This is a genomic window from Lewinellaceae bacterium (genome assembly GCA_020636105.1).
GTDB lineage: Bacteria > Bacteroidota > Bacteroidia > Chitinophagales > Saprospiraceae > BCD1.
The window spans coordinates 168,715-194,873 of the sequence record JACJYL010000001.1 but is presented as its reverse complement, the minus strand read 5'-3'; the positions used below and the strand labels follow the sequence as shown (position 1 = coordinate 194,873).

Annotated in this window: 18 protein-coding genes; 10 read left to right on the top strand and 8 right to left on the bottom strand. The window is 41.7% G+C overall.

The window, feature by feature from the left end:
- Nucleotides 1-59 precede the first annotated feature (59 nt).
- On the bottom strand, nt 60-1,325 hold the full coding sequence (locus H6571_00685) for an aminopeptidase P N-terminal domain-containing protein (GenBank protein MCB9322232.1): 1,266 nt from the start codon (nt 1,323-1,325) through the stop codon (nt 60-62).
- A gap of 576 nt (nt 1,326-1,901) precedes the next feature.
- Here H6571_00685 and H6571_00680 point away from each other — a divergent pair.
- Nucleotides 1,902-2,609: a hypothetical protein gene (locus tag H6571_00680; GenBank protein MCB9322231.1), complete on the top strand. Its 708-nt coding sequence runs from the start codon at nt 1,902-1,904 to the stop codon at nt 2,607-2,609.
- A 235-nt stretch (nt 2,610-2,844) separates the two neighbouring features.
- Nucleotides 2,845-4,446, top strand: coding sequence for an alanine:cation symporter family protein (locus tag H6571_00675; GenBank protein ID MCB9322230.1), 1,602 nt, complete (start codon nt 2,845-2,847; stop codon nt 4,444-4,446).
- 299 nt (nt 4,447-4,745) lie between these two features.
- Here the strand turns inward: H6571_00675 and H6571_00670 are convergent, their stop codons facing one another.
- The 3 genes from H6571_00670 to H6571_00660 form a co-directional block, all read right to left on the bottom strand.
- Complete coding sequence (locus tag H6571_00670) at nt 4,746-5,735, bottom strand: IS110 family transposase (protein ID MCB9322229.1); 990 nt, start codon at nt 5,733-5,735, stop codon at nt 4,746-4,748.
- A 371-nt stretch (nt 5,736-6,106) separates the two neighbouring features.
- Nucleotides 6,107-6,760 (bottom strand): phosphatase PAP2 family protein, encoded by a 654-nt coding sequence (locus H6571_00665; protein ID MCB9322228.1) that lies wholly within the window; start codon nt 6,758-6,760, stop codon nt 6,107-6,109.
- The gene (locus H6571_00660; protein MCB9322227.1) at nt 6,747-8,537 is read right to left on the bottom strand and encodes an LptF/LptG family permease; all 1,791 of its coding nucleotides are present in this window, start codon (nt 8,535-8,537) and stop codon (nt 6,747-6,749) included. The genes H6571_00665 and H6571_00660 overlap by 14 nt, the downstream gene beginning before the upstream one ends.
- 245 nt (nt 8,538-8,782) lie before the next feature.
- Between H6571_00660 and H6571_00655 the strand changes: the two genes are divergently transcribed.
- The 4 genes from H6571_00655 to H6571_00640 all read left to right on the top strand — a co-directional run bounded on the left by H6571_00655 (nt 8,783) and on the right by H6571_00640 (nt 11,093).
- Nucleotides 8,783-9,286: an RNA polymerase sigma factor gene (locus H6571_00655; protein ID MCB9322226.1), complete on the top strand. Its 504-nt coding sequence runs from the start codon at nt 8,783-8,785 to the stop codon at nt 9,284-9,286.
- Nucleotides 9,279-9,800, top strand: coding sequence for a hypothetical protein (locus tag H6571_00650; GenBank protein MCB9322225.1), 522 nt, complete (start codon nt 9,279-9,281; stop codon nt 9,798-9,800). The genes H6571_00655 and H6571_00650 overlap by 8 nt, the downstream gene beginning before the upstream one ends.
- A gap of 56 nt (nt 9,801-9,856) precedes the next feature.
- On the top strand, nt 9,857-10,393 hold the full coding sequence (locus H6571_00645; protein ID MCB9322224.1) for a DUF4252 domain-containing protein: 537 nt from the start codon (nt 9,857-9,859) through the stop codon (nt 10,391-10,393).
- A gap of 184 nt (nt 10,394-10,577) precedes the next feature.
- Entirely contained in the window at nt 10,578-11,093 is a 516-nt protein-coding gene (locus tag H6571_00640) for a DUF4252 domain-containing protein (protein MCB9322223.1), read from the top strand.
- Between the two features lie 71 nt (nt 11,094-11,164).
- On the opposite strand, the gene H6571_00635 is transcribed toward H6571_00640, so the two are convergent.
- Together H6571_00635 and H6571_00630 are read right to left on the bottom strand one after the other, a co-directional pair.
- On the bottom strand, nt 11,165-13,642 hold the full coding sequence (locus H6571_00635; protein ID MCB9322222.1) for a TonB-dependent receptor: 2,478 nt from the start codon (nt 13,640-13,642) through the stop codon (nt 11,165-11,167).
- 45 nt (nt 13,643-13,687) lie between these two features.
- Nucleotides 13,688-14,440 carry a hypothetical protein gene (locus H6571_00630; GenBank protein MCB9322221.1) on the bottom strand — a complete coding sequence of 251 codons (753 nt, stop codon included), beginning with the start codon at nt 14,438-14,440 and terminating at the stop codon, nt 13,688-13,690.
- Nucleotides 14,441-14,840: 400 nt separating this feature from the next.
- Here H6571_00630 and H6571_00625 point away from each other — a divergent pair, with 400 nt between their 5' ends.
- From H6571_00625 to H6571_00610, 4 genes are all read left to right on the top strand, one after another.
- Entirely contained in the window at nt 14,841-18,185 is a 3,345-nt protein-coding gene (locus H6571_00625) for a M4 family metallopeptidase (GenBank protein ID MCB9322220.1), read from the top strand.
- Between the two features lie 139 nt (nt 18,186-18,324).
- Nucleotides 18,325-21,204 (top strand): glycosyl hydrolase, encoded by a 2,880-nt coding sequence (locus H6571_00620; GenBank protein MCB9322219.1) that lies wholly within the window; start codon nt 18,325-18,327, stop codon nt 21,202-21,204.
- Nucleotides 21,205-21,392: 188 nt separating this feature from the next.
- Nucleotides 21,393-22,232 carry an alpha/beta hydrolase gene (locus H6571_00615; GenBank protein ID MCB9322218.1) on the top strand — a complete coding sequence of 280 codons (840 nt, stop codon included), beginning with the start codon at nt 21,393-21,395 and terminating at the stop codon, nt 22,230-22,232.
- Between the two features lie 39 nt (nt 22,233-22,271).
- Nucleotides 22,272-23,075, top strand: a complete 804-nt coding sequence (locus tag H6571_00610) for an alpha/beta fold hydrolase (GenBank protein MCB9322217.1) — start codon at nt 22,272-22,274, stop codon at nt 23,073-23,075.
- Between the two features lie 598 nt (nt 23,076-23,673).
- Here the strand turns inward: H6571_00610 and H6571_00605 are convergent.
- The gene (locus H6571_00605) at nt 23,674-25,188 is read right to left on the bottom strand and encodes a hypothetical protein (protein ID MCB9322216.1); all 1,515 of its coding nucleotides are present in this window, start codon (nt 25,186-25,188) and stop codon (nt 23,674-23,676) included.
- A 152-nt stretch (nt 25,189-25,340) separates the two neighbouring features.
- On the bottom strand, nt 25,341-25,967 hold the full coding sequence (locus H6571_00600; GenBank protein MCB9322215.1) for a hypothetical protein: 627 nt from the start codon (nt 25,965-25,967) through the stop codon (nt 25,341-25,343).
- Between the last annotated feature and the right edge of the window lie 192 nt (nt 25,968-26,159).

Here is a 26,159-nt window from a genome sequence, read left to right as displayed (position 1 = left end):
CGGATAAAACTGATTTAAACGGATTTTTTAAAAAACCCTGAAGCACAAATGAGCCATTGTTAAAACTCCAAGGGAATGGCTTCTGTCAGGTTTTCCGGTTCTCCAGGGGTGATTAGGTAATCATTTTCCAGTCTGCAACCGATACCTTCTTCCGGGATGTAGATGCCCGGTTCGCAGGTAAACACCATGCCTGCTTCCATGGGGCGACTATACAGGCCGACATCATGTACATCTAACCCGAGAAAATGGGCTGTTCCGTGCATAAAATACTTTTTATATAAAGGTTTGGCCGGATCCTGGTTGCTTACCTCTGTCGCATCCAGTAATTTAAGTTCCACCAGTTGTTCCTCAACAAGTTTGGCCATTTTAGATTCATACTCTTTATGGACGGTACCTGCCCTCAACAATTTTGAGCCTTCCAGCAAACAGTGTTTTACAGAACGGTACACAGCCTCCTGCCGGGCCGTAAACTTACCGTTTACCGGCAGACACCTCGTAATGTCAGAATTATAATTGGCATAGTTCACTCCAAAATCCAGTAAAAGCAACGCTCCGTCCTTACAGATGTCATCATTGTTATTGTAGTGCAGGGCACAAGCGTTTTTACCGCTGGCCACAATAGGTTTAAATGCATGGCGGTTCCCTCCGCTTTTGGTCAGGGCATAAACAAGTTCCGCTTCCAGTTCATATTCTTTAATCCCGGGTTTGATCGCTTTGCGCACCCGATCATACGCCAAAGCACTGATTTCCGCAGCCTTTTTTATGAGATCAATCTCATATTTTGACTTGACGGGTCTAAGATGTCGGGTAATTTTCGCTACCCTGTCCAGTTTATGCAAAGGATATTTTTGCCTGATCCATTGAATCATCCGATCCTCACGGGTAGTCATATCTTTGGTCATGCGTTTGATGTGTTCATTGTGCCCCAGGTAAAAAGTATCGGCCTCAAAGGCAAACAACTGAAGGTATTTTTCGAAATCATCCAGCCACAATACGTTTTGGATGCCGGAAATTTCAGTTGCCTCTTCCGGAGACAATTTATCCCCATCCCACTGACGCATGAGTGCATCGGTTTTTTTGATAAAAAGGACTTCCCGGTAGGCTTCATTATATGCATCCGGATAGATCAGGAGAACTGTTTCTTCCTGGTCAATGCCGCTCAGATAAAAAAGATCATTATTCTGAACAAATTCAAGGTCTCCATCTGCATTTGTGGGCATGACATCATTGGAGGAGAGGATGGCAATGGCGTGATCGCTCATCCGCTTAACAAAATTTTTCCTGTTCTCGACAAACAGATTTTTATCAATTTTTTCGTAACGCATAATGGTATGATTTTATCGATATATACTGACAATGAGCTCTTTACATCAAATAGGAAATCAAGTTTCCAATAATTATCTAAGCTATTATACTTTATCCGAAGTTCATAAAAAATCGCAATAAAAATAACATTGTCAAAACGTAAAATATCTCTTTTATTAAAATTGATGAAAGTCACTTTTTTATACTGACTTTCATCATTTTCTTACCTGTGGAATGTACCTACTTTTACAATCGTAATAGCAAGCGGCTATACAGATTTATGTCATGGTCAATTGGGTGTTCAATTTATTAGGCTGGAGATATTAAGAATGAAGTGGAAAATTCCAGCTGCTGCTGTCGTTTCGGGGTTCTTTCGAGACGACAGTTTTTTTTTCAATACAATGGACTTCTTGTCCTTTTCCAAGCGGTATTCCACAACACAAGGCAGGATTTCTAAGATAAAACAAACCTTTTTCTTTCAGAATAACCATAAAGGACTATCCGATTTTAATCCAAAATGATATTTTGAAAATCCCCCTGTCTTTCATACATTTACATAAATATTGAACTCTAACATTTGATTAAACCTACATGCTATGATCTTCAAAAAACGTTTGTTACTACTGGTAATTTTCACTCTTTCCCTGATTCGGCTTTGGAGCCAGGAACAGTGTTCGACTTATTTTCCTTTTAAGAACGAGACGGTGCTGGGTTATTCCTATTTTGATGAAAAAGGGAAGTTGACCGGAAAATCCGTCCACACCGTTGACGAGGTAAAAAACAATCCAGACGGTTCTTTGTCCGCTGTCATCCAAATTCTGAACCAGGATAAAAAAGGAAAAGATATTTCCACCGGGACCTATGAAGTATCCTGTGTACACAACAACCTTAATATGAGCATCACAGAAGTGATGGCTCCGAACATGAAGACCTCTTTGGAAAATCTGGACATCAACATCAGCGGGGATGTTTTTGAACTCCCCTCCAGCTTGACCACCGGACAGGAATTGCCCGATATACATACCGAGATCCGAGCAGGTACAAATGGCATCACCATCATCACCATGGCTATTGACCATACCAACCGTACAGTCGAAGGCACGGAAAAAGTAACCACAGAAGCAGGCACCTTCGAATGCGTCAAATTTTCTTATGATGTAAATCTAAACATGCTGATCACCAAAAATTATCACATTGTCAGCTGGTACTGTAATGGCATTGGGCTGGTCAAACAAGAAACTTTTAACAAAAGAGGACAATTGGAAACCAAAACAGAATTGACCGGATTAAAAAGAGGAAAATAATAAATGCGGCATGGAGCATTGCGATTCATGCAAAATTTTCACTCCATATTTTGTTTAAAACGAATAATAAAATATCTTAACGTTTCCATTGTATATTCAATCAGGAAAAATATTTTTTTTTGCAAAATTAAACTCCGGTAATGCACAAAATGCCTGTTCATCATTATCCGGTTTTTAAATTATCCTTTTACTAATTTACAATTCACAGACTGACCTGTTAACTAAAAAATTGATCATGAAGAAAATCTTACTGTTATTCGCAGGTGCACTCCTGCCATTGTTGAGTTTTGCTCAGGAAACCGCCGAAAAAGGGATTGATGAGAAAATTAATGAAGCCTTTGAGCCCATTTCCAATTTTTTCTCCAGCCTAATATTTTTCCAGGTATTTGGCGTGCCTTTTGTTTTAGCTTTACTGGTATTCAGTGCCTTGTTTTTTACGATTTATTTCGGGTTTGTCAACGTAACAAAATTTCCCCTTGCGGTAAGTATTGTCCGGGGTAAATACGACGAAATGGACGAAGCCGGCCTGGAAGAAACAGACCTGCCCATTGACGGAGATATTAAGGATACCATAAAAGATGAAAGCAAACATGGCGAGGTGAGTCATTTTCAGGCGCTGGCTACCGCTGTTTCAGGCACTGTGGGTAATGGGAATATTGCCGGAGTTGCCCTCGCTATAGCATTGGGAGGTCCCGGAGCCACTTTCTGGATGATCATTTGCGGCTTATTGGGCATGTCCACCAAATTTGTCGAATGTACGCTAGGCGTTCAATACAGAGATATCGGGCCAGACGGAACCGTTTACGGAGGTCCTATGTACTATATTACCAAAGGCTTGAAGGCAAAAGGGTTTGCCACCTTTGGAAAGATTGCAGCCGTCCTTTTCGCCGTATTCGCCATTGGAGGTTCTTTTGGCGGGGGGAATGCCGCCCAATCCAACCAGGCCACTATCGTTTTAAAGGATCTGCTGGGGATGCAAAGCACGAGTGCAGGGACGATCATTGGATTCGTTTTGGCTTTTTTCGTGGGCATCATCATCATTGGTGGAATAAAGCGTATTGCTTCCGTAACGGAAAAGATCGTTCCATTTATGGCCATCTTCTACCTGCTTGCCTGTCTTTACATCATTTTCAGTAATTTTGGATTACTCGATGATGCTATCACGTTAATCATTAAAGAGGCCTTTAATGTTAAAGCAGCAGCAGGAGGTATTTTTGGAGTAATCCTGATCGGATTTAAAAGGGCGGCCTTCTCAAATGAAGCTGGCGCCGGTTCTGCCTCCATCGCCCACTCTGCAGTAAAAACCAAATATTCCGCTTCTGAAGGCCTTGTGGCCCTCCTGGAGCCTTTTATCGACACCGTGGTAATCTGTACCATGACTGCCCTGGTGATCATCATTTTCAATTTCTCAGGAGCCTTTGAATATGGCGGCGATGGATCTGGAGCAGTTATGATCGATGGGGTTTCCTTTGAAGGCGCCGGCATTACCTCTCAGGCTTTTGCCCGATATATTCCTTATTCCAACGTATTCCTGACGGTTGCCGTGGTACTTTTTGCGGTATCTACGATGATTTCCTGGTCTTATTATGGATTGCAGTCCTGGAAATTTTTATTTGGAAGAGGCAAAACAGCCGATTTGGTTTACAAACTGTTGTTCCTGACATTCATCGTCATCGGCGCTGCCGCTAATATGAAATCCATTTGGGATTTTTCAGATGCAATGATCTTTGCCATGATCTTCCCTAATATGATTGGATTGTTCTTCCTGTTCCCAGTGGTCAAGAAGCAATTAAACCGATACCTGGAAGCTATTCGGGCGAGTAAAGCCACTTCATAATGAAATTTCATAGTTTCTGAACATAAACATGAGTCATCCCGAATTTCATCTAATCAGATGAAATTCGGGATTTTTCTTTTTCAAAAGAAATAAACCGCAAAATTTAGAAGTGTTTGGGTCGTGGGTTAGGTGTTTTGCGACAATAAATGACTTTTTTCCAAAACCCAAACCTTTTGCCCACTCACTTTTACATTTAAAAAATACTTCAAATAATCAAAAAATTTCTATTTCAGACAGTTTTTGAAAATTCGGGATGAACTGTGTTCATCTCCAAATTTTTTTCGGAAAATCAGAAAATTTTATTTGGCAAAATAATGTTTTAGTCTGTATTCCGGATCAAATTTTTGTCCAGTTATAGCTATAGTGAAAGCGATTTTCAGCAACTTATTGGCCACCGCAATCATGGCTACTTTAAATGGTTTTTTCTTTGCAATATAGAGTCTTTCAAATAGTTCCTTACATACAGGGTTAAACCTTTTGGCACTTAAAGCACATTCATAAAGTAACTTTCGAAGATAGGATGACCCTAACTTGCAGATGTGTGAAGCTCCCTTAACACTTACTCCTGACTCGTATGTCCGAGGAGCTAACCCCACATAGGCTATCAAAGCTTTATATGATCCAAACTTGGTAAAGCCTCCAGTTATTAGGATTAAGGTGGCTACCGTTTTGGGACCTAAACCGGGAATTGATCGTAAAGAAGCCTCTAATTCTTTGTAATGTTCTTTAATGCTATTATTGATAAGGCATTGTATTTCTTGTAAATGTTTCTCTAATTTTACTATTTGGCACTTTATTATTTCAAGGGCTTCTTTACTGGGGTCTGGTACAAGTTCAAAGTTTTTTTGTTGATTGATTAATGCCGTCTTTTGTTTTGTTAATTGTGCAGAAACTGTCATTAACTGTTGAAGTTGTCTTAAATGTGTCGGTGGAGCTGTCCAACTTTCAGGCTTAAATACTTGGCCATACTGGGCAATAACATAAGCATCTACCCTATCTGTTTTTGCCCTCTTGAGATTCAATCGAGAAAAATACTTTACACGCAAAGGGTTGACTACACTAACACGTTTATCATGCTCAACTAAATATAATGCCAACCCTACATGATAAGATCCCGTTGCTTCTATTATGCATAAGTCCTGATCACTAAGGTTTTTAGCAAACTTTTGCCAACCTTGAGCATCATTATTAAAACGGCTTTCTTCTAATAGAGCCCCTTGTGATAAAACGCAGACATCAAAACTATCTTTTGATATGTCAATTCCTACAAAACGATCAGATTGTTTCATACTAAATCGGTAAATTTGTGTTGATAAAATAACTTCTGTTATGCCTCATCTATCTTACTCAGGCTTTTTGCCTAACAAACTGTCCGAGGTGAAACAGAGAAAAGGAAGCGGGACTGGCTATCCCGAACTGTCTTAATGACAAATGACTCATTATAGTCTTATGCCGCTTCCTTATTTTTTCATTTCAAATTTACCAAATTTAATTTCCTGCCCCTAAGGTAAGATGACTCATGTTTTTATGGAAGTGCCTTTTTGTCTGAATTCAGGATACTTAATATGCAGGGTATTACTTGTTGATTCGAAACAGATGACAAGCGACAGCGAGCCTCAATTTTGAATAAACAACTTTGCCCCTGTTAGCGTCATTCCGTTTATATACCATTTTTGGCACGGGCTACCTTCCCCTCCATCCAATTCATCACCCCGTACATCACCATCCCAATCAGTACCCCGATCACGGCCCCGAGATAAACATCTTCCAAAAAGTGCTGCACCAGGTAGATTCTGGATATCCCCACCAGGAGGGCGGTCAAAAATAGTAGAGTCCCGCCCAGTTTTTTATTCGGCACCACAAAAGCCATGAAAGCGTAAAGGGCAAAAGCTGACATGGTATGCCCTGAAGGGAAACTGTTCATTCCGCCATACAAGGTAACATCAGCCACTTTAATGATTTCATCCAGAGTCCCGTTGTGCTCGAAAAACAAGACAGGCCGAGGGTGACGAAAATAGCTTTTAGTATAAAAACTGATTAATGCCACCAGCCCTCCCAAAAAAGGTACATAAATAAAATGTCTGTAATTCCTGGGGGAAAATGCATAAACAAGAAGCAATAGAACAATGGGGTAAGACCACTCCTCTCCTACTTTGGTAAAATATTTAAAGAAAAAATTTCCAAAAGCAGTCCGCCTTTCACTAAAATATAGAATCGCATCCCCTTGTTCCATTTTGTATAAGAATGTCCCGGCGACCAGAAGGAACACCCCAAAAAAAACAAAAAAATAGCGGTTTTCTTTAACTATGTTCATTCCTCAAAAGGCGTTTTTTAGTCAGCCATTTTTTCAATCCATTGGCAAATCGGTCGGGATCCAGCAGTTTCGAATCGTTCATGGCCTTTGTTGTAAAAAAAAGTCCAATGGGGAAAAGCACTATTCCTGGAAGCCAGGCGGCCAGCACCGGATCCAATACAAAGGATTCAGCGATCTTTTTACAGAAAATAGTCAGTACAATAAAAATAATAAAAAACACGATGGAAATCAGGATGGGGTACCCGAATCCCCCCTTACGCACGATGGCACCCATCGGGGCTCCAATAAAAACAAAAATAAAACACACCACAGCCATGCTGTACTTTGTATGCAGGTCGAAAATGTATTTGACCTTGGTCTCCTTTATGTCATCAATCGTTCTGACGGCTGAGACGGCCTGCCCCCTAATGCTGCGAATAGAACTCTTCGCCTTGGCAAAAAGTCTTTTAGCATCCTCGTCTTCAAAAGTCTGAATAAAGGAGGTATAAGCCTCCAGGCTGTCAAGATGCTGCTCCGGTGGCATGGGGCCGGTATATTTCGTTTTCCTCTTCACCACCGGTTTGGTCGGAGGCGTTGCCTTTGAAATGGTTTGGGGAGGAACCGTCCTGGCAATTTTTCTTTCGGCCAAATCTGAGGCGCTTTCTTTCTTAATGGTAGCCGGTTGGGCAGATTGAGTCAGTTTTTCGGCCTGGGCCTCCTGAATGGCCTGTTGGAGAGATTTCGGCTTGTCGGAAGTATCTGTTGTCATCACAGGTGCTTCCGTCGCGGGTAAAGAAACGGTATCAGGCTCAATCCCAACACCTTCGGGGGGACCTTCGGGTTTATCATATTGGGCCGCCAGTTCGGCCAGGTAGGTGGAATCCCGCTCCAGAATGCTTATGTAAGTAGACAAGTGATTGGAAAGGTTCACTCTTTTTTTGTCCAGGGAAATGTCGATGGAATCCACCGCTTCGGCCAGTTGGGAAATGTTGAGCATTTTGTAATGTTTCTTAAAAACATCGTCATCACTCCGGCTGAGGTCGAACTCACTCAAATCAAACAGTTTTGTCCATCGTTTGAATTTTGTCCTGATAAAAGGGTAGCTCTGTCCCTGGTTTTTTCCTTTCCTGACAGCAGATTTCTGCTCAACATACTGGTTGCCGTCTTTCAGATTCAGGACAAAATATTTTTCATTTTCAGAAGAATACATTTCTCCTTCCCGAGCCACGATCTCCCGAAGCAGTCCGCTTCCCGCATCCCGGTGATCATAGATCAATACCCCGTCAATGGTGTGCCCGTCGGGATGCTTTTTATCGATATGGATGGCAAAACCCGTAAAATCGTCATTAAACACATTAGCTTCCAGGTGGAGAGCAGGTTTTTGGTGTTGAATGTCGTACATCCTGGATCCGAATTTCAGGTTGGAAACCGGAATCAGGTAGTTATTCGAAAAGTAAGAAAACATCGCGGCCAGGATGCCCAGAAAAATAATGGGCGCCATGATCCTGGAAAGGGAGACTCCTCCTGATTTAAAGCTGGACAATTCGTAACGCTCGCCCATATTACCAAAAACCATCACCGAAGAAATAAGGATGGCCAGGGGCATAGCCATGGGAATAAGTCCCACACATTTATAGCCCAACAACTCAAAAACGATCAATATACCCAATCCCTTTCCCGCAAGATCATCCACATATAACCACAAAAACTGCATGAGCAATACAAAGGTGGCAATCATGAAAGTCACGATAAAGGGCCCGATAAAGGACTTGATCAATAATTTGTCTATTTTTTTCATTACTGATTATAAACGGAATTGAGATATTGTTTGTTTTTTGAACGCTAACAAAGGTAAATAATTAAGCCGGAGGCGATGGCGATGGAGGAGGAATATTTTTAACGTGCCTGGATTTAAAGTGATTTGATGAAAATTGAGGGATTGTTCAAAGTTCCATGTTCAAAATATTGCTCTCGACAATTTTTATTATCTTTCTGTAACCTTTTTAAAATAGCATCGTCTTTCAATCGTAACAACTACGGAAAATGTCACAGGATTTTTTTACAGCGTCTATTTTACCAATAAAGAACAAATTGTACAGGTTTGCGCTCAGCATTACGTCTGATACGACTGAAGCGGAGGACATTGTACAGGAAGTTTTGGTGAAGATCTGGCAAAAAAAACAAGAGTGGGATCAGATTTCAAATATGGAAGCCTGGTGTATGCGTATGACGAGAAACCTCTCTATTGACAAGTTGAGATCGAAACATAAAAAAGTGGTTGAGCTGGATGTTACCTATAATGGTTCCGACAATCATACGCCGGAAAATATCATGCAGACTAAAGACACCTTACTCCACATTAAAAAACTGATGGAGGAATTACCCGAAAAACAAAGATCTGCCATGCAGTTGAGAGATATTGAGGATTACAGTTACCAGGAAATCAGTGACGCCCTGGATATCCCTCTCAGCCAGGTGAAAATTTATCTGTTCAGAGCACGGACAGCGATCCGTCAAAAAATGTTAAAATCGAGCCTCTATGAATAACTCAAAATTAGAACAACTTCTCGACAAATATTTTGCCGGAGAAACAAGCCTGCAGGAAGAAAAACAACTGAAAAGTTATTTCTCCTACGGCGATGTTCACCCAGATTTTAAGGAGTATGCCCCCTTGTTCCGGTTTTTTGAAGATGCCGGAGACGAGCAACTCCCTGAAAACTTCGATGAAAAATTGATGGCCAGGATAAATAGCCCCATTGAGATGCCTCAGAGGACTGCCAAACGCTTTAATCTGAATATAAAATACCTCAGTCGAATAGCGGCGGCCCTGCTTTTTATTCTAGCGGCATATTATTTTTATGAAGCACCACAAAAAACAGGAAAAGAACTGGCCTCCAAACCCATTGACTGGAGCAAATACGAGGTAAAAACGGCTGAGGAAGCTTATAGCGCCACGCTAATGGCACTCACTAAAACCTCCTATGAAATGAATGTCGGTGCAGGAACAGTAGCGAAGGAAATGAATAAAACTCGGATTCACTGGAAACAAATTCTCAAGTAGGTAAATCACCCGGCTTTTTGTTAGCCGACAATTGTTAAACATAAAAATGAATTAAAATGAATTTCAAGAAAATCAGTCTTAGTACCCTCTTCTTTTTAGGAGTAGCTTTAATGGTCAATGCCCAATCCAATGCCATTGACACCTATTTCAAACAATATGTTGATGATGAGCGCTTTACAGTTGTTTACATCAGCCCGAAATTTTTCAACATCATGGATAAGGTTTTCAGTAACCTCAACCTTGAAGAAGGAGATGTAGATAAAGATGAATTGGCTGCCGTGATGGAAATCGCCAAAGACATGAAGGAGCTCAGAATTTTAACTACTGACGTAACTCCCGATGTATTTTATAATGAAGCCCGCAAAAAGATCAACACAAAAGACTACGAAGTTCTTATGACCGTAAGGACTAAAGAAAAGCAGAACGTAGAGATCTTCATCAAGCAAGGCCCGGATGAAAGTATTCGCGAAATGTTGCTCTTTGCCGGGGGCGGAACCGGAGGTGATGAGGATACGGACTTCGCCATCATCAGTTTCGTCGGAAACATTCAACTCGAAAAAGTCTCTAATTTTATCAACAAGATTGATAAATAGAAATAGTTAGTAATCACCTGCCCGCTCATGGCCCGGTTTTTAGAAAATAAGAACCGGGCCAACATTTAATCACCCGCTTCAAAAAAGCATGCTCACCCGCCGAATCTTCATCAGGCAAGATAAAAAACAGTATGGCTGTTCCAGGATCAAAAGGGTAAAATGAGCATTCATAAATTAAAAAAATATGAAAAATATCCTAATAATCGCCCTCGCCTTTTTATTCATTGTGCCGGCATTCGGCCAGACCAAATCCATCAATAAATTTTACAACAAATACAAACACCAGGAAAACGTCACCGATGTTAAGGTTCGTGGGTGGTTGATCAAATTAGCCAGCAGCCAGGTCGATGATGAACAAGCGGAAAACATCCTTAAAAAAGTTTCCCAGCTTCGGGTATTGGTAGTAGATGGATTTGAAGGTGTCAAATCCAATGATTACAACAAGCTCATAAAGGACGTAGAAAAAGATTCGTTTGAAGAAATTCTGCGCATCCGTGAAGGAACCGACAACATCCGCGCCATGGTAAAAAGTGACGGAGATAAAATTTCCAATGTATTGTTATTTGTGGATGGAGAAGACCAGTTTGTCATGCTCAGCCTCGAAGGCAATCTCAATTTCAGTGATCTGAATGATCTTCATTTTGATGTGGAAGGCGGAGATGCTTTTGAAAAAATTCCTGAAGAAAAGCCGAAAGCTTAATCATAGTATGTCCTCAGTACCAGCCAGCACTTTTAGCTGCCGACTGGTACTGAGTGACTACATGCCGATCATTAATCTATTTCAATCGATTCGCCTCCTTCCATTCCTCCTCTTTCTTCTCCATTTCCATTCATTCTGCCGCCCTTCATATTTTTGAATCGTCCAAAGCTATAAGTAAATCCAAGTTGTACCGACTGGCTTTGTCTTTTACGATAACTTTCCTGGTAGAAATTAACCCCTTCGTTCACAAAAGAATAGGCCCTGGTATTAAAAACATCTCTTGCTCTTAGAGAAAGAGAGCCTTTATCATTCATGATCTTTTTACTCAAAGCAAAATCCACTGAATAGACCTCACTGATCTCGCCCTGAGCCACGACCATTGGGGACCTGTAATCTGCAGATAACTGGAGGTTGAACTTTTTAGGCAGGTAAAAGTTAGTCAGCAGTTTGGTATTAAAGGCAAATCCTTCGGTGCTGAGTGCTGAATTTTTTCCTTCTCCAATTAATTCGGTACGATATCCGTTTGAGCTCCAGGTGAAGTTCCACCATTTTGCAAGGTCGCCGCCGAAGACCAGTTCCAAACCGTAATTGATCCCGGTTCCCAGGTTTTCATAGGTAGTGGTGGAAACATCCCCCTCAACGGTTTTGATCGAACTGATCATGCCATTGATTTGCTTGTAATAAACGGTAGTTCCAACCGAGAATTTATCCCAAATTTTTTCATATTCCACCTCATAAGAATCGATGTATTCCGGCAGGAGGAAAGGATTTCCCTTCCTGAGGTTGTACGGGTCGGAATAGTCAGCAAAAGGATTCAATACCCTGTGATTTGGCCGGTCGAGGCGACGGCTGTAACTGGCCTTAAGCTGCTGGCTTTGGGGCAGTATATAGTTCAGGTGAATCGTAGGGAATACACTCAGGTAATCATTGTGAAAAGTTTCATTGGTGGTCACCAATTCCGCATCCAGAACCGCTTGTTCCAACCTAAGTCCCACCTGGTAACCGAATTTTTTGATGTTCTGCTTATAAACCCCGTATACTGCGTGAATTTGTTCATCTGCAATAAAATTATTGATCAAAAAAACATCATCCATCCACTGGTTGCTCAGGGAGTCATAAGATTCTGAAAAGAAATCACTTCCGTCGTTCCTAAAAATACTCTTATAGCCGGCCTCAAATGCATTATTCTGCTTAAGGGGAAGCGTGTAATCAGCCTGGAGGGTTGTGGTGGTCTCGTCCGACTGGGTACTGTTATTTTGGCGGAAAGAAACATAATTCAGAGGCTCCATCGCTATACTCAATGGCATTTCTTCGTAAGTTCCCGAAAATTGATGGGTCATCCTGGATTGGCTGGCATCGACAACCAGTTCATGCCCTTCAGTGTCAAATTGGTGCTTTAAACCAAAATTGTATCGAAACATTCCAAACTCCATTTTCCGTTCCGTGTCCCGTGTATAAATATCGAACGGATCTTCCCCAAGATAGCCATTTCTTGTAACAATGTCTTCGGTCATTTTAAAATTACGAAGGTTATAGGAACCTCCGGCAGATAATGTGGTTTTGTCAGACAAGGAATAATCGGTACTCAATCTCACCATTCCGCCGGGTCCCGTCCGATCGCCATCCGTGTTTTGAGTCAACACAGTGGTATCTCCATCAAAATAACTTTCACGATAGGTAGTTCCTTTATTATATCCACCACGGTAATTAAATCCTCCATTGACCATAAAGTTCCAGCGCCCGGTTTTCGCATTAAACATTGCCGATAGGTTATGACTGGCCGGCACCCCTGTGGAGGCACTGACAGTACCATGAACTCCCGTCAATTTTTTCTTTTTGGTAATAATGTTGAGTATGCCTACCATGCCGTCCGGATCGTATTTGGCGGAGGGGTTGGTGATCACTTCAATGGTTTCAAGGGTATTGGCCGGCAAAGACTCCAGATAAGAAGCCAGGTTATCCCCTGAAATGCCTGAAGGCTTTCCGTCGATCAGGATGGTCACATTTCCGCTACCGCGCAAACTGACGTTTCCGTCAATATCCACCTGAACGGAGGGGATCAACTGCAACACTTCTTCTGCGGACCCCCCTTCTGCGACGGCCAGTTTGCTGATATTATAAGCTTTGCGGTCTATTTTATTGACGACGTAATCTGCCCGACCTAATACAGTAACTTCATTGAGGTTTTCGGAAGCCATTACAAGGTTAACCTCTCCTAAATCAAAAAGGTTTTTTTCCGCGGAAATAATTATTCCATCCAGGAAAAGGGGCTCATAACCGATGAAATTAACTTTGATATAATAGCTTCCCTCAGGAATTTCTTTTATGATAAACTGACCCTTTTTATCACTAACCTCTCCGCTTATCAGGGAAGAATCAATAGCTGAAAATACGGAAACCGTAGCATATTCCAAGCCAATCTTTGTCCCTTGATCAACAACCTGTCCCACCACAATGCCCTGGGCGCCCCTGGTTTGTCCGAACACAAAAACTGAACTCAGGGCAAATGTCAGCATCAGTAATACTCTTGTATAACGTAAATATCTCATTGCATTAAAATTTAAATTCGTTTTAGAATTGAAGTTGTTCAAAATTTATTTAGTGAGTTTTAACCCCGACCAGATTTTGACGGGCTCAACCATTTCTGCCATTCTTTTTTGCATTTCGGCCATCCGGGGGTTCCCTCCGGGCATCCCGCCTCCTGGAGGATTCATGCCGTTTCCTGTATTGACCGGAATTTCAAAGGCACCGGAAACAATACCTAAAGACAATTTAGAAATGCCCTGAAGTCCTTCCGGATTTATTTTTTCAAAAGGAATCGCAGCATAAAAATGAAGAACGCCGGAAGTGTCGGCAGAAAGTTCAACCTTAAAAATCTCCTGGTCAGACAGATAATTGAAAGGCATTTGTTCCTCTCCCCTTACGAACAAAGCATCCGGTGGGGTCTTCCCGATCATTCCCGACAGATCAAAGGCCCGCCTTTCCTCATTCTGACCAGGTCTGCCCGGTCTGGAACCCATTTCTTCCCGGGAGGTTCTTTGCCGTTCCTGGAAAATGGGAAAATTGAGATAAGTAGTTTCGGCTTTTTGCCCGGTCTGATCAAAATATATTTTCAGCCCCGCTCTGAGGATCTTGGTTTGGGTGGTCCTTTTTGACGTAGCCAGCCGCACAAATAAATATTGGTCATCATTGGTTACCTGCCAGCTCAGGTCGCTGGTTTCATCTAGTTGCATCCCCGCCTGGTTGTCGGAAAATTTAGATTCAAGGGTACTCTCATAGATGGGCATAGTGGACGAACATCCGAAGGCTGTCAAGGAAATAATAGTCAGGAGTCTATATAATTTCATAGTAAAAAATTAAAAGAGTGTCTATAACTACTTTGTTTGACGGCAAAGCGAAATTTAACTTGCGGCAGATAAAAAAATTACGCTCCAAACAATAAAATTACATGAATTAATGTAATTATTTTAAATAAAAAATTATATAATACATTGGTTTTCATTTAATTAAAAATAGAAAGTGTTATTAAAACAATAATATTTTCGTTTACCTGTTTTTTACACCCCAAAAAATAAATTTGATAAAAAAAATATTTTTACTTCTTTATGTATGATGTAAAATGAAATATTTACCTACTTTGGGTTTGATTCTCCCAATCAGATACCGATTGTTTATTATATTTCAAAACAATTGCGATCGGATTTCTAATATGATAGGGTACATTTATTAACCATTTAACACACTAGTATGAAAAAATTTCTATCTGCTTTTTTCATGTCGGTTTTTGTGATGTCTGTAATCTTCGCACAAACCACAAAGCCCGATTCAGGCAAAAAATTTCCCACTTTTGTTAAATTTAATTACAATGCAAGCCCGGACCAAAAAGACGTCCTGTTTCAGGAGTACCTGCAATTATCAGAACATGACCAAATGCAGTTGCTAAGCAGCGATCAGGACGAACTTGGATTCACACACGAAAAGTATCAGCAGTATTTCAATGGAGTAAAAGTGGATGGTTCCATGGTGAGCATTCACTCAAATAATGGCCGGGTAGTTTCCTTAACAGGAAATTACCGCAAAATCAAAGAGATCAATGCTACTCCGGTCATTTTAGCCCTCGATGCTTTTGACCTGGCCATTGCCCATGTCGGAGCAGAGCGTTATGCCTGGGACGAAGGCGGCTTTTTAGGCATGACCGGCTTTACCAGACCGGAAGGAGAACTCGTCATTGTCTCTGACCAGGAAAGCCTTACTGCACCGAAACTGGCCTATAAATTTGGAATTCACGCCACTTATCCTTTGTACAACTCGGATGTATATGTGGATGCCATCACCGGAGAGATCATCAAGGAAAACTCTAAAATTCATACGGCAGATGCCATTGGAACCGCAGCTACCCGTTATTCGGGTACACAGTCCATTCATACCGATAGTAACTCAGGAAGTTTCCGTTTGAGAGATTACTCAAGGGGAAGCGGTATCCTCACCTGGGATGCCACCACCGCTACCAGTGCCAACGGCACCACCGGTGTACCGAACGGTTCCTCTGAATACACCGACAATGACAATAACTGGACTTCAGCAGAATACAACAATGCATCGAAAGACAATGCTGCATTTGATGCACATTTTGCAGCTGAAGCCACCTATGATTTCTTTAACACCACTTTTGGAAGAAATAGCTATAACGGAAGCGGAGCAGCCATCAATAGTTATGTTAATACGGATATAGAAGCGGTCTTCAACTATCCTGCAGGATACAATGACAACGCTTTCTGGACCGGTTATGTAATGGTTTACGGAAAAGGAGGTACTTACAACCCGTTGACAACCGTAGACATCACAGGCCATGAAATTGGTCATGCCTTTTGTGAATATACAGCCAACCTGAACTATTCCTATGAATCGGGAGCCATGAATGAATCTTTAAGTGATATTTGGGGAACTTGTGTGGAAAACTACACCAACGTTCACTACGGAACCACAAAAGATTTATGGAATTTGGGATCAGAAATCGGAACCACCTTCCGTTCCATGTCCAATCCAAATGCTCATTCTCAGCCCGATACTTACCATGGAACCTACTGGTACACCGGTACAGGGGATAATGGTGGCGTTCATTACAATAGCGGCGTTGGCAACCACTGGTTCTACATCCTTACCGTTGGAAAATCAGGTACCAATGACAATGGCGACAGCTACAGCGTAACAGGCATTGGCATCGACAAAGCAGCGGCCATCACCTGGAGAGCAGAAAGGTACTACCTAACTTCTACTTCACAGTATGCCAACTGGAGAACCTATTCTATTCAGGCTGCCGAAGAATTATACGGTGCCGAATCTGCTGAAGTTATTGCGACCACCAATGCATGGTATGCGGTGGGTGTAGGAGCAGCCTACACAGGCCCCATTGGGTGTGTAAGCTCAACTGTTGATCTTTCGATTACTTTTGACAACTACCCGGAAGAAACCAGCTGGAACATCAAGAATTCAAGTGGCACTACGGTTCAATCCGGAGGAACTTATGCTTCTCAGCCCGATGGTTCTACCATCAATTTGTCATTTACCCTGGCAGCCGGCGATTATACATTCACCATTAACGATACTTATGGGGATGGCATCTGCTGTTCTTATGGTAACGGTTCTTATACACTTTCCAGCGGCACCACGACTATTGTCACGGGTGGTAGTTTTGGATCCTCTGCCTCTACAGCATTTTGTGTGGATGGCGGTGGCGGTGGTGGGGACACCCAGGCACCGACTAACCCGACGAATTTAACGGCTTCCAATACCACCCAGACTACTACTACCCTATCCTGGAATGCATCCTCCGATAATGTGGGGGTTACCGGATACGAAGTATTTATTAACGGGGGCAGTGTAGGTACCGTAACAGGAACCAGCGCCAATATCACCGGACTCACCGCCAGCACCACTTACTCAATGGGAGTAAGAGCTTTTGATGCTGCCGGGAATAATTCCGGAACAACTTCCATCAACGTAACCACACTCAGTGCTGCGGATACCCAGGCGCCAACAGCTCCGACCAATTTAACGGCTTCCAGTATCACACAGACATCAGCAAATCTATCCTGGAATGCTTCCTCCGATAATGTCGGGGTTACCGGATATAATGTATATGTTGACGGATCCCAGGTCGGAACCACCACAAGTACTTCTTATTCCGTTTCCGGTTTAACCGCAGCCACCACTTATGCGATGTCCGTCAGGGCAAAAGATGCGGCTGGTAACCTTTCTTCTGCTACGGCTATAAACGTTACCACCCTTAGTGGCGGTGGAGGTGGTTCTACAGAACTGTTAGGCAGTTATTTTGAAACAGGCTGGGACGGCTGGGCCGACGGAGGAAGTGATTGTGCGCGTTATTCAGGATCACGATCCTATGAAGGAAATTATTCCATCCAGTTGCGCGACAACTCCGGAACTGCTTCAGCGATGACATCGCCTTCTTTAAATCTTACCGGATACAGCCAGGTAGATATCACCTTCTATTTTTATGCCTACAGCATGGAAAATGGAGAAGATTTCTGGGTCAGGTATTATAACGGATCCAGCTGGAGTACCGTAGCTGCCTATGCCTCGGGAACAAGTTTCAATAATAATACGTTTTATACAGCTACCGTGACGCTTAGCAGCAGCAGTTACAATTTCCCTAGCAATGCACAATTCAGATTCCAGTGTGATGCAAGTAACAACTCCGATTATATTTACATCGATGCCGTAACGGTAACAGCTTCCAATCCAACCGGTTTATTGGCCAATGGAGGGGAAACACGTGTTACCATTGATGAGTTAAGCAAACTGGTTGAAAATGAAACGGAACTTAACCTTGAGGAGGAAATCGAAGATGGAGCAATCGTTTACCCGAATCCTGCCAGAGACAGGTTGAGTTATATCACGGATAAGGACGTAAAATCGATCAAAGTATTCTCCTTCAATGGTTTGTTGATGAAAGATGTTATCATCACTGATGAAAGTGAAACCATCGATATTTCTCAACTTAACCCTGGCATTTATTTTATTTCCATTGAAACGGAAGACAATGTCATCGTAAAACGTTTTATCAAGCAATAAAAATCGAACAAAAGCCTGCTTAAGGCACTTTTCAGGCAGATGCCCTTTCGGAAACGATTTCCGGAAGGGCATTTCCTTTTTTATATTTCTGATTTTATTCTTTTGCTTTAACGGATTGTCTCCGTAATTTACCGCAAAAATGAACAGACCAATTTTCCTTTTATGCCTCCTGCTGACCTCCCAATTCCTGGGGGCGCAAAATGAACATCCTTCCTTCACACCGGCTACGGAAAGAATCACGAGTTTTGAACAAAGAAAAAAACTTGAAGCCAGTAGTTTAGTCAATGCCATTGAATTTGAACAAATTGGCCCGGTGGTTCAAAGCGGCCGTGTATCTGAAGTGGCTGTTGACCCCATGGATCCCACTCATTTTTTTGTCGCCTACGCCTCTGGAGGTCTATGGGAAACCCACAACAACGGCACCAGTTTCAAACCAATGTTTCAAAATGAAATGGTTATGTCCCTGGGCGCAATTGCCGTAGATTGGAAAAATGGTATTATCTGGCTGGGATCGGGAGAAGTCAATTCGAGCCGTTCCTCGTATTCAGGAACGGGTATATTCAAAAGCACGGACGGCGGAAAAACCTTCAGTCATATGGGGCTTGGGGAAAGCCATCATATCGGCAGGATTGTCATTCATCCGGAAAACCCGGAAGTGGTATGGGTGGCCGTCTTAGGACATCTATATTCTCCAAATATGGAGCGCGGCATTTACAAAACCGAGGATGGGGGCAAAACATGGAACCGCACCTTGTTTGTAAACAGTAATACAGGCGCCATTGATCTCGTGATCGATCCCGACGATCCACAGGTTTTATACGCTTCTACCTGGGAACGGGAACGACATGCCTGGGATTTTTCAGAAAGCGGTCCCGGAAGTGGAATCTACAAAACCACCGACGGCGGTTCTAACTGGGTAAAGATCGATATGGGAAAAGATTTCCCCACCGGGCAGGATGCAGGAAGAATCGGACTCGATATCACCTCCCATAATGGACATACAGTAATTTATGCTTCTGTCGATCACCAGGGGCGTCGCCCGCCTGAATTAAAAAAAGAGGATGGCATCACCAAAGACCAGTTGCGCAACATGGACAAAGAAAGTTTCTTAAAACTGGAAGAAACTGCCGTAAAAAACTACCTCGACGACAATAATTTTCCTGACGAATATTCCTATGAAAAAATTCGAAAAATGATCGAAAAAGAGGAGATCAAACCCATAGCGCTTGTTGAATATGTCGAGGACGCCAATACTTTGCTTTTCGACACACCTGTGGTAGGACTACAGGTCTATCGTTCGGATAACCAGGGCAAAAGCTGGAAAAAAACCCATGAGGGCTACCTGGAGGATATTTACTATTCGTATGGCTATTATTTCGGCCAAATCAGGGTTTCTCCAATTAACCCTGAAAAGATTTACGTGATGGGCGTTCCTGTACTCAAGTCAGAAGATGGCGGTAAAACCTTTATTGGAATAAATGGCGATAATGTCCATGGGGATCATCATGAATTATGGATCAACCCGGCAAACGACAAACACCTCATCCTGGGGAATGACGGAGGGATCAACATTTCCTACGATGACGGTAAAAACTGGATCAAATGTAATTCACCTGCTGTTGGGCAGTTTTATGCCATTGCGGTGGATATGGATCAGCCGTTCAATGTTTATGGAGGTTTGCAGGACAACGGAGTCTGGAAAGGGCCCCATAACCATAAGGAAAGTAGTGATTGGCAACAATCAGGACATTACGCTTATGAAATGATTCTTGGTGGAGATGGAATGCAAGTGGCTGTTGATACCCGGGACAATAGCACTGTTTACACTGGCTTTCAGTTCGGGAACTATTTTAGGGTCAATACGACTACTGGAAAACCGGATTACATTACCCCAAAACACAAACTGGGAGAACGGCCTTTACGATGGAACTGGCAATCCCCTGTTCACCTTTCCGTCCACAATCAGGATATTTTATACTTTGGGGCCAATAAGTTATTTCGCTCCATGGCAATGGGCGAAAATTTCGAACCCATTTCTCCCGACCTGACCAAAGGAGGTAAAAAAGGCGATGTGGCTTTTTCAACCTTAACTACGATACATGAATCCCCCTTGCAATTTGGACTACTGTATGCCGGAACCGATGACGGATGGGTGCACTGCAGCAGGGACGGTGGTCATTCATGGCAAAATATAACTCCGGGCCTGCCGGAGGACATGTGGATCAGCCGGGTTTTCGCTTCAGGATTTGAACTTTCGAGGATATATGTTTCCCTTAACGGATATCGGTGGGATAATTTCACTCCTATGTGTTATGTTTCAGAGGATTATGGTGTAACATGGAAACGAATAGCTACAGATCTTCCCCTGGAACCGGTTAATGTCATCAAGGAAGACCCTGTGAATCCGAACCTGCTTTATATTGGAACAGACCACGGGCTTTATGTGTCCCTGGACAGAGGCGAAACCACCATGCTGATGAATAATAACCTTCCGGCCGTTCCTGTTCATGACCTCATCGTACACCCAAGAGATAAAAAACTAGTGGTCGGAACCCATGGCCGCTCCTTATTTCTTGCAGATGTCAGTGCTTTACAGCAATTAACAGCTAAAATCTTAGTCCAAAAACTTTTTGCATTTGACATTTCCAATAAACGGTATTCAAACCGATGGGGCAGTCAATCATGGTATTCGGAAACGGAACCGGAAATGGAGATCCCGTTTTACAGCTCCGAAAATGGGAATGCAACGATTGAAATCAGCACAGACGAAGGCCAATTGCTTTATGCTTTTACTCACCGCACGAATAAGGGATTAAATTATGCAAAATACGACCTCTCCATTGACAAGATTTCTTTGTCTGAGTACAATAAATTTGTAAATAAAGGCAATGAAAACAAGGCCAGGGAAATCGAAATAGAAAGGGCCGCCAATGGAAAATTTTACCTTTACGAAGGCATCTATAAAGTCCTTATTCATTTGAACGGAACCAGCGTTGAAAAAACTTTTGAAGTTGAATAACCATACAAAGGGTTACGCAACCGAATTTTTAACATTTGAACTATTGACTCGGGCAATAATATTCGTAACTTTGTACCAGACTAAGTGTTTTCAATATTTTTAGTCCCATGAACATTATTTGAGGCTGGTTCTATTTTGAACCAGCCTTTTTTTGGCCTCAACCGGAGCATTTACTACTTTTACTTTTTATGGTCATAACACTTATCCTCGCAGGCATAATATTTTTGTATGGCGGCTCCATTGCGGCGATATATCTCTTCCAAAAAACCATCATTTTCCAACCCCGACGCCTGAGAAAGGATCATGAATTTGTATTCGAGAACCAATTCTCAGAGCATTTCATCCCTACCTTTGATCATCAAAGTTTAAATGCCCTTCACTTTAAATCCCCTGAAAGTCCTAAGGGCCTCGTGGTGTATTTCCATGGCAATGCCGCCAATTTAAACCGTTGGGGTCGTTATTCTATTGATTTTACGCGGAAACAGTTTGATGTCCTCATGATCGATTACAGGGGGTTTGGGAAAAGCACAGGCACTCCGACAGAGCAGGGGCTCTTTGAGGATGCCGAATGCACCCTTAAATGGGCCAGGGCAAACCTGGACACAAAGTACGAAAAGCTCATTTTTTACGGTCGCTCTCTGGGAGCGGCCATTGCCACGGAGCTCGCCACTAAATACTCCCCCGACCTTTTAATACTCGAAACCCCCTTCGACTCTATCCGGGGCGCATTCCGTAAGGCACTGTTTCCGCTTGTATTTCCTCTTTCTTTTAAATTTAAATTAGAAAATAACCGACTACTCCCGGAAGTTAAATGCAAAGTTGTTATCATCACCGGCACAAGAGACAAGATAACTCCTCTTTCTTCTGCCCGCCGATTAATACCCTTTTTGAAGGAAAACGACAAATTTATCATCATCCCCAAAGGGGGACATCGCAATTTAAGAAAATTCGGACTGTTTCATTTAAAATTGGCTGAAGCCCTCAATGACCAATTGCACCCGCTTAAAAAATTGTCAAAAGAAATTTGAATACATATTGCTTATTTTACACACTAAACGAAAACCAAAGTGCTTAAAATATTCCTCATCATCGGATTAGTTTACCTGTGTTTTGCCTTGTTTTTCTATTTTTTTCAGGATATTTTCTTTTTCCGTCCGGAAAAATTGCCTTCCGGCTTTCAATACAAATACCCTTTTCCATTTGAGGAGGTAAACTTTGACATGGAAGACGGGGGACGCATCAACGGTATTTATTTTAAGGTGCCCAATCCCCGCGGGGTGGTTTATTATCTCAAAGGGAATTCAAGGAGCATCAAAGGCTGGGGCAAATTTGCCCGGGACTTTGTGAGCAACGGGTATGATTTTTTCATGATGGATTATCGCGGTTTTGGAAAGAGCCAGGGCAAAAGAACCCAAACCATTCTATTCAATGATGCCCAGTTCATTTTTAAATGGCTGGCCGGGAAATACCCGGAAGAAAAGATCGTCATTTTTGGCAGATCACTGGGCAGCGGTATCGCCGCCAGGATTGCCTCCTGGAACCATGTCAGGATGTTGATTCTAGATTCTCCTTACTTCAGCTTTTACCACAACCTCAAACGCTTTCTGTTTTTTATCCCATTAAAGCATTTACTTCGGTATGATATCCGAACGGATCAGTACCTTAAAAATATCACATGTCCTGTTTACATAATACATGGAGATAAAGACAGGTTATTTCCAATTGACCAAAGCGAAAGATTAAAAGCCTTGTTTCCTGACATTAAACTTTTTAAAATAAAAGGAGGGCATCACAACGATCTGCCGGAATTTCCGGCATTTTTCGAAATCCTCTACGATGTGCTCTACGTAAACCCGGAAGAAGAGTACTAAAAAAAGAGCGAACACTTTCGCATTCGCTCCTTTGAATATTATTCCAGTTGTAATTTATTATAGCTGTTAAAACTATTTCAAGATTGTGATTTGTTATTGATTACAAAATTAAGGTTCATTTACATCATTTCCATGGACAAAAAACCATTTTAAGATACCTTATATTTTCAACAAATAAGACTCTTTAAAAATATTAAAATGTTACTAATCAATATGTTATAATAATTACTTTATTAATGATTTAAAAACCAACCGACCTAAGGGCCCACAATATCCACAACAATGATAGGGTCAGCCCCGGTCCAAAGATTCATTTTCGAGAATTTGTACTGAAATTTTGTGTTTGTGTTACGTAAATGTTTCATGACTTATGATTTATGAATTAATTATTTATCCTGGCCAAAATAAAAAACAGGGATCCGCCTGACTGGCTCACCGATTGACCATACATAAATCATGATACAGAATTGAAAACCAGGAGAAGTACGGGGGGTACTTCCGAGGAAGGGTGTAAATTTGTTTCATGATTCTATGATTCAAGCAGCGGCAGGTCACTAAACCTAACCCGGCTTCTTATTCTTTTTCGTATTCCTATGGATCAACGCCTTGAGGCCAACAATTCAACAATGATGCTCCAAAGATCCTCATAAGGAATAATTTCAACTTCCCGAGCTTCTTCTGAAACCTCCAAGGGCACAGTATTCAGCTTTTCCACGTACTTTAATGCTTTCCTTTCAACAGCAACGTGGTGAAAATCACTAATCGGAATTTGCACAAGCATTTTAATGAAGCAGTTGCTTCTAAATGCAAGGTTTTGGGTGAGATATCTTGAGGTATACCTCTGCAAAGAGGCTATTTTGTCGCCCGCTTCCTCTAATGCTTCACGAGCTATCAAGATAATTGTTTGGGCGATAAGAATGGGAATATTCATCCCCCGCTTATCGTTTAAAAATATTGGTGTATTGTTCAAAAATTTACCGAATCGGAATTTTTCAAAAACGGCTTTCTCTTTTTCGCCTGTTAATTTTCCTATCAAAAACAGGAAATATAAAAAAGCTTCATAGATATTCCAAAATTCCCTATTAGGCGCCGGCTGAAATTTATACCTTTTGTGTCTGACCACTTCATGATAAATTTTAAAAGCCATTGCATAATTTCCGGTATGCATCGAAAGAAGAAAAAACCGCTCCTGGTATAAAAACCAGTTGGATGAACCTTCATCAACCAGCGTCAATCCCTTCTCTGCTGTTAGTTTACCTGATTTGTAGTCTTTTTGTTGCGTTTTTATGACAATTTTTTGATAATAAAATATTTGCAACGCCACATTTGCCTGGTAATCCTTGGCTTCAAAGAAGGCAATCGCCCGATCACAAACCTCTAATATTCTTTCATAATTCTTTGTATTTGAGTAACTTGCGAGTTCAATAAGGTATCCGCACAACTGGCACCAATAAGAATCGCAACCCGTCAAAAATTTTTTTAATTTTTTGTAATAATTAGCTGCTTTTTCCTGCGCTTCCTGTTCTTTAGATTTGTTTTTCACATAACGAACCACAAGATCCGTATACAATTCCTCTGCAAATTCCTCTATGCGCAACACCTTTTTATAATGATGATATTCTGCGTTATACTTTTCGTATTTCTTCAGATTTCCCTCCCTGGTGGAATAATACAACCTTAATGTACGGGTAACCTCTACCGCAAGGTCCGTAAACTCAAATTTCCTGGCTTTCTTTAAAACCTTAAAACATAGATCAACAGCCGCCTTCCAGGCATTTTGCCCCAAAAGGATCTTAATGGCCGCAAAATCCTTTTGGCAGGAATAATAGGCTTTCTGGCGATCTGATATTCGCTGGTTTTCTAAATTCAGAAAAAAAAGGTAATTGACTAATTTCTTTTTAAACTCCTTTTTGAATTTCTGGTAAGCCGGATTTTGAATGGGCTTGCGGTAAAGCGCTTTTGCTGCCTCCTCTTCAGATTTGAAAACGCCTTCCAGTATGCCCCAAAAATACCTCCCATAGGCATTTTCATTTGATTTTGAAAGGTTAACAAGTTCCGGCTCGGCTATCCGATTGTTCTTTACAATGAAAATAAGCTCGCGTAAGGCCAGCATAATTGAAAATTGTGGGATTTATCAAAAATACAAGGTGGCCACCACCCTGTCCGGATTCAAAGATAAACCAAGTTGAGGAATATCCCAAAACCACGCCTTTTGAGTCCACACAAAGTCGCTGGACTTATTTCCCCCCTTAATTACAGGCCAGATTAATTGAAAATTTCGAAAGAATCGAAAAACCTGTCGTTGGCAGCATTGGCACTAAAGGCCTTATCGGAAACTACCGAAAGTAAATAGAGGCGCTTCTTAATCAGAAAGGCCTTGGTACGGATGACGCCCTTTCCGTTATTATAATTAATCCGCCAAATTTTGCCGGGATAATTACCTTTTTGGATGTCATTGACGTATATCAACGTTCCGTTAACCCCTTGCGTGGCCCCTTCTATAGTGGCTTCAAAATAACTGTCGAGTAGTTCGAGAGAATCAGAATGAATGGTATAAGTAGGATATTCATAAATGCTTAACATGAAAAGCAGGGTCTTTTCAGGGTCTTCTTCGGTAACTTCGCGGGGACTCCCCTCTTTCACAAAATGCTCATGGTAAAAAACATGGTAATTCAATCTCCCAATATCCGTAAGAAAAGTGTCAGATTTTAGCTCAACCTGACCAGGCATCATCATTCTGAAGTTTCCGTCGATAGAAGTAATTTCCTCCCAGCCATCACTCAGGGGTTCACTTTGATATTGCATGGTAGCAATAGTGGCTAAGGAATCCTGTGCCCGGGCAAAAAAATTCAAGCCTAAAATGAAAAACACCAATATATTTATCCGCATCATTTATTTTTATATAAAATGTCTCCTTCGGAACGCTTTTAATCCTTCACCTAGTGCCCTGAACAAAAAGACGATTGCCGACATTACAAAGTGTAAAGCTCAGGACAAAAAGTTGTATTTAAAGTTAAAATAGTTAAATTTTTGATCTTTATTTGGAGATTAGTCTAAAAGCACATACCTTAGTTTTAAAATTAA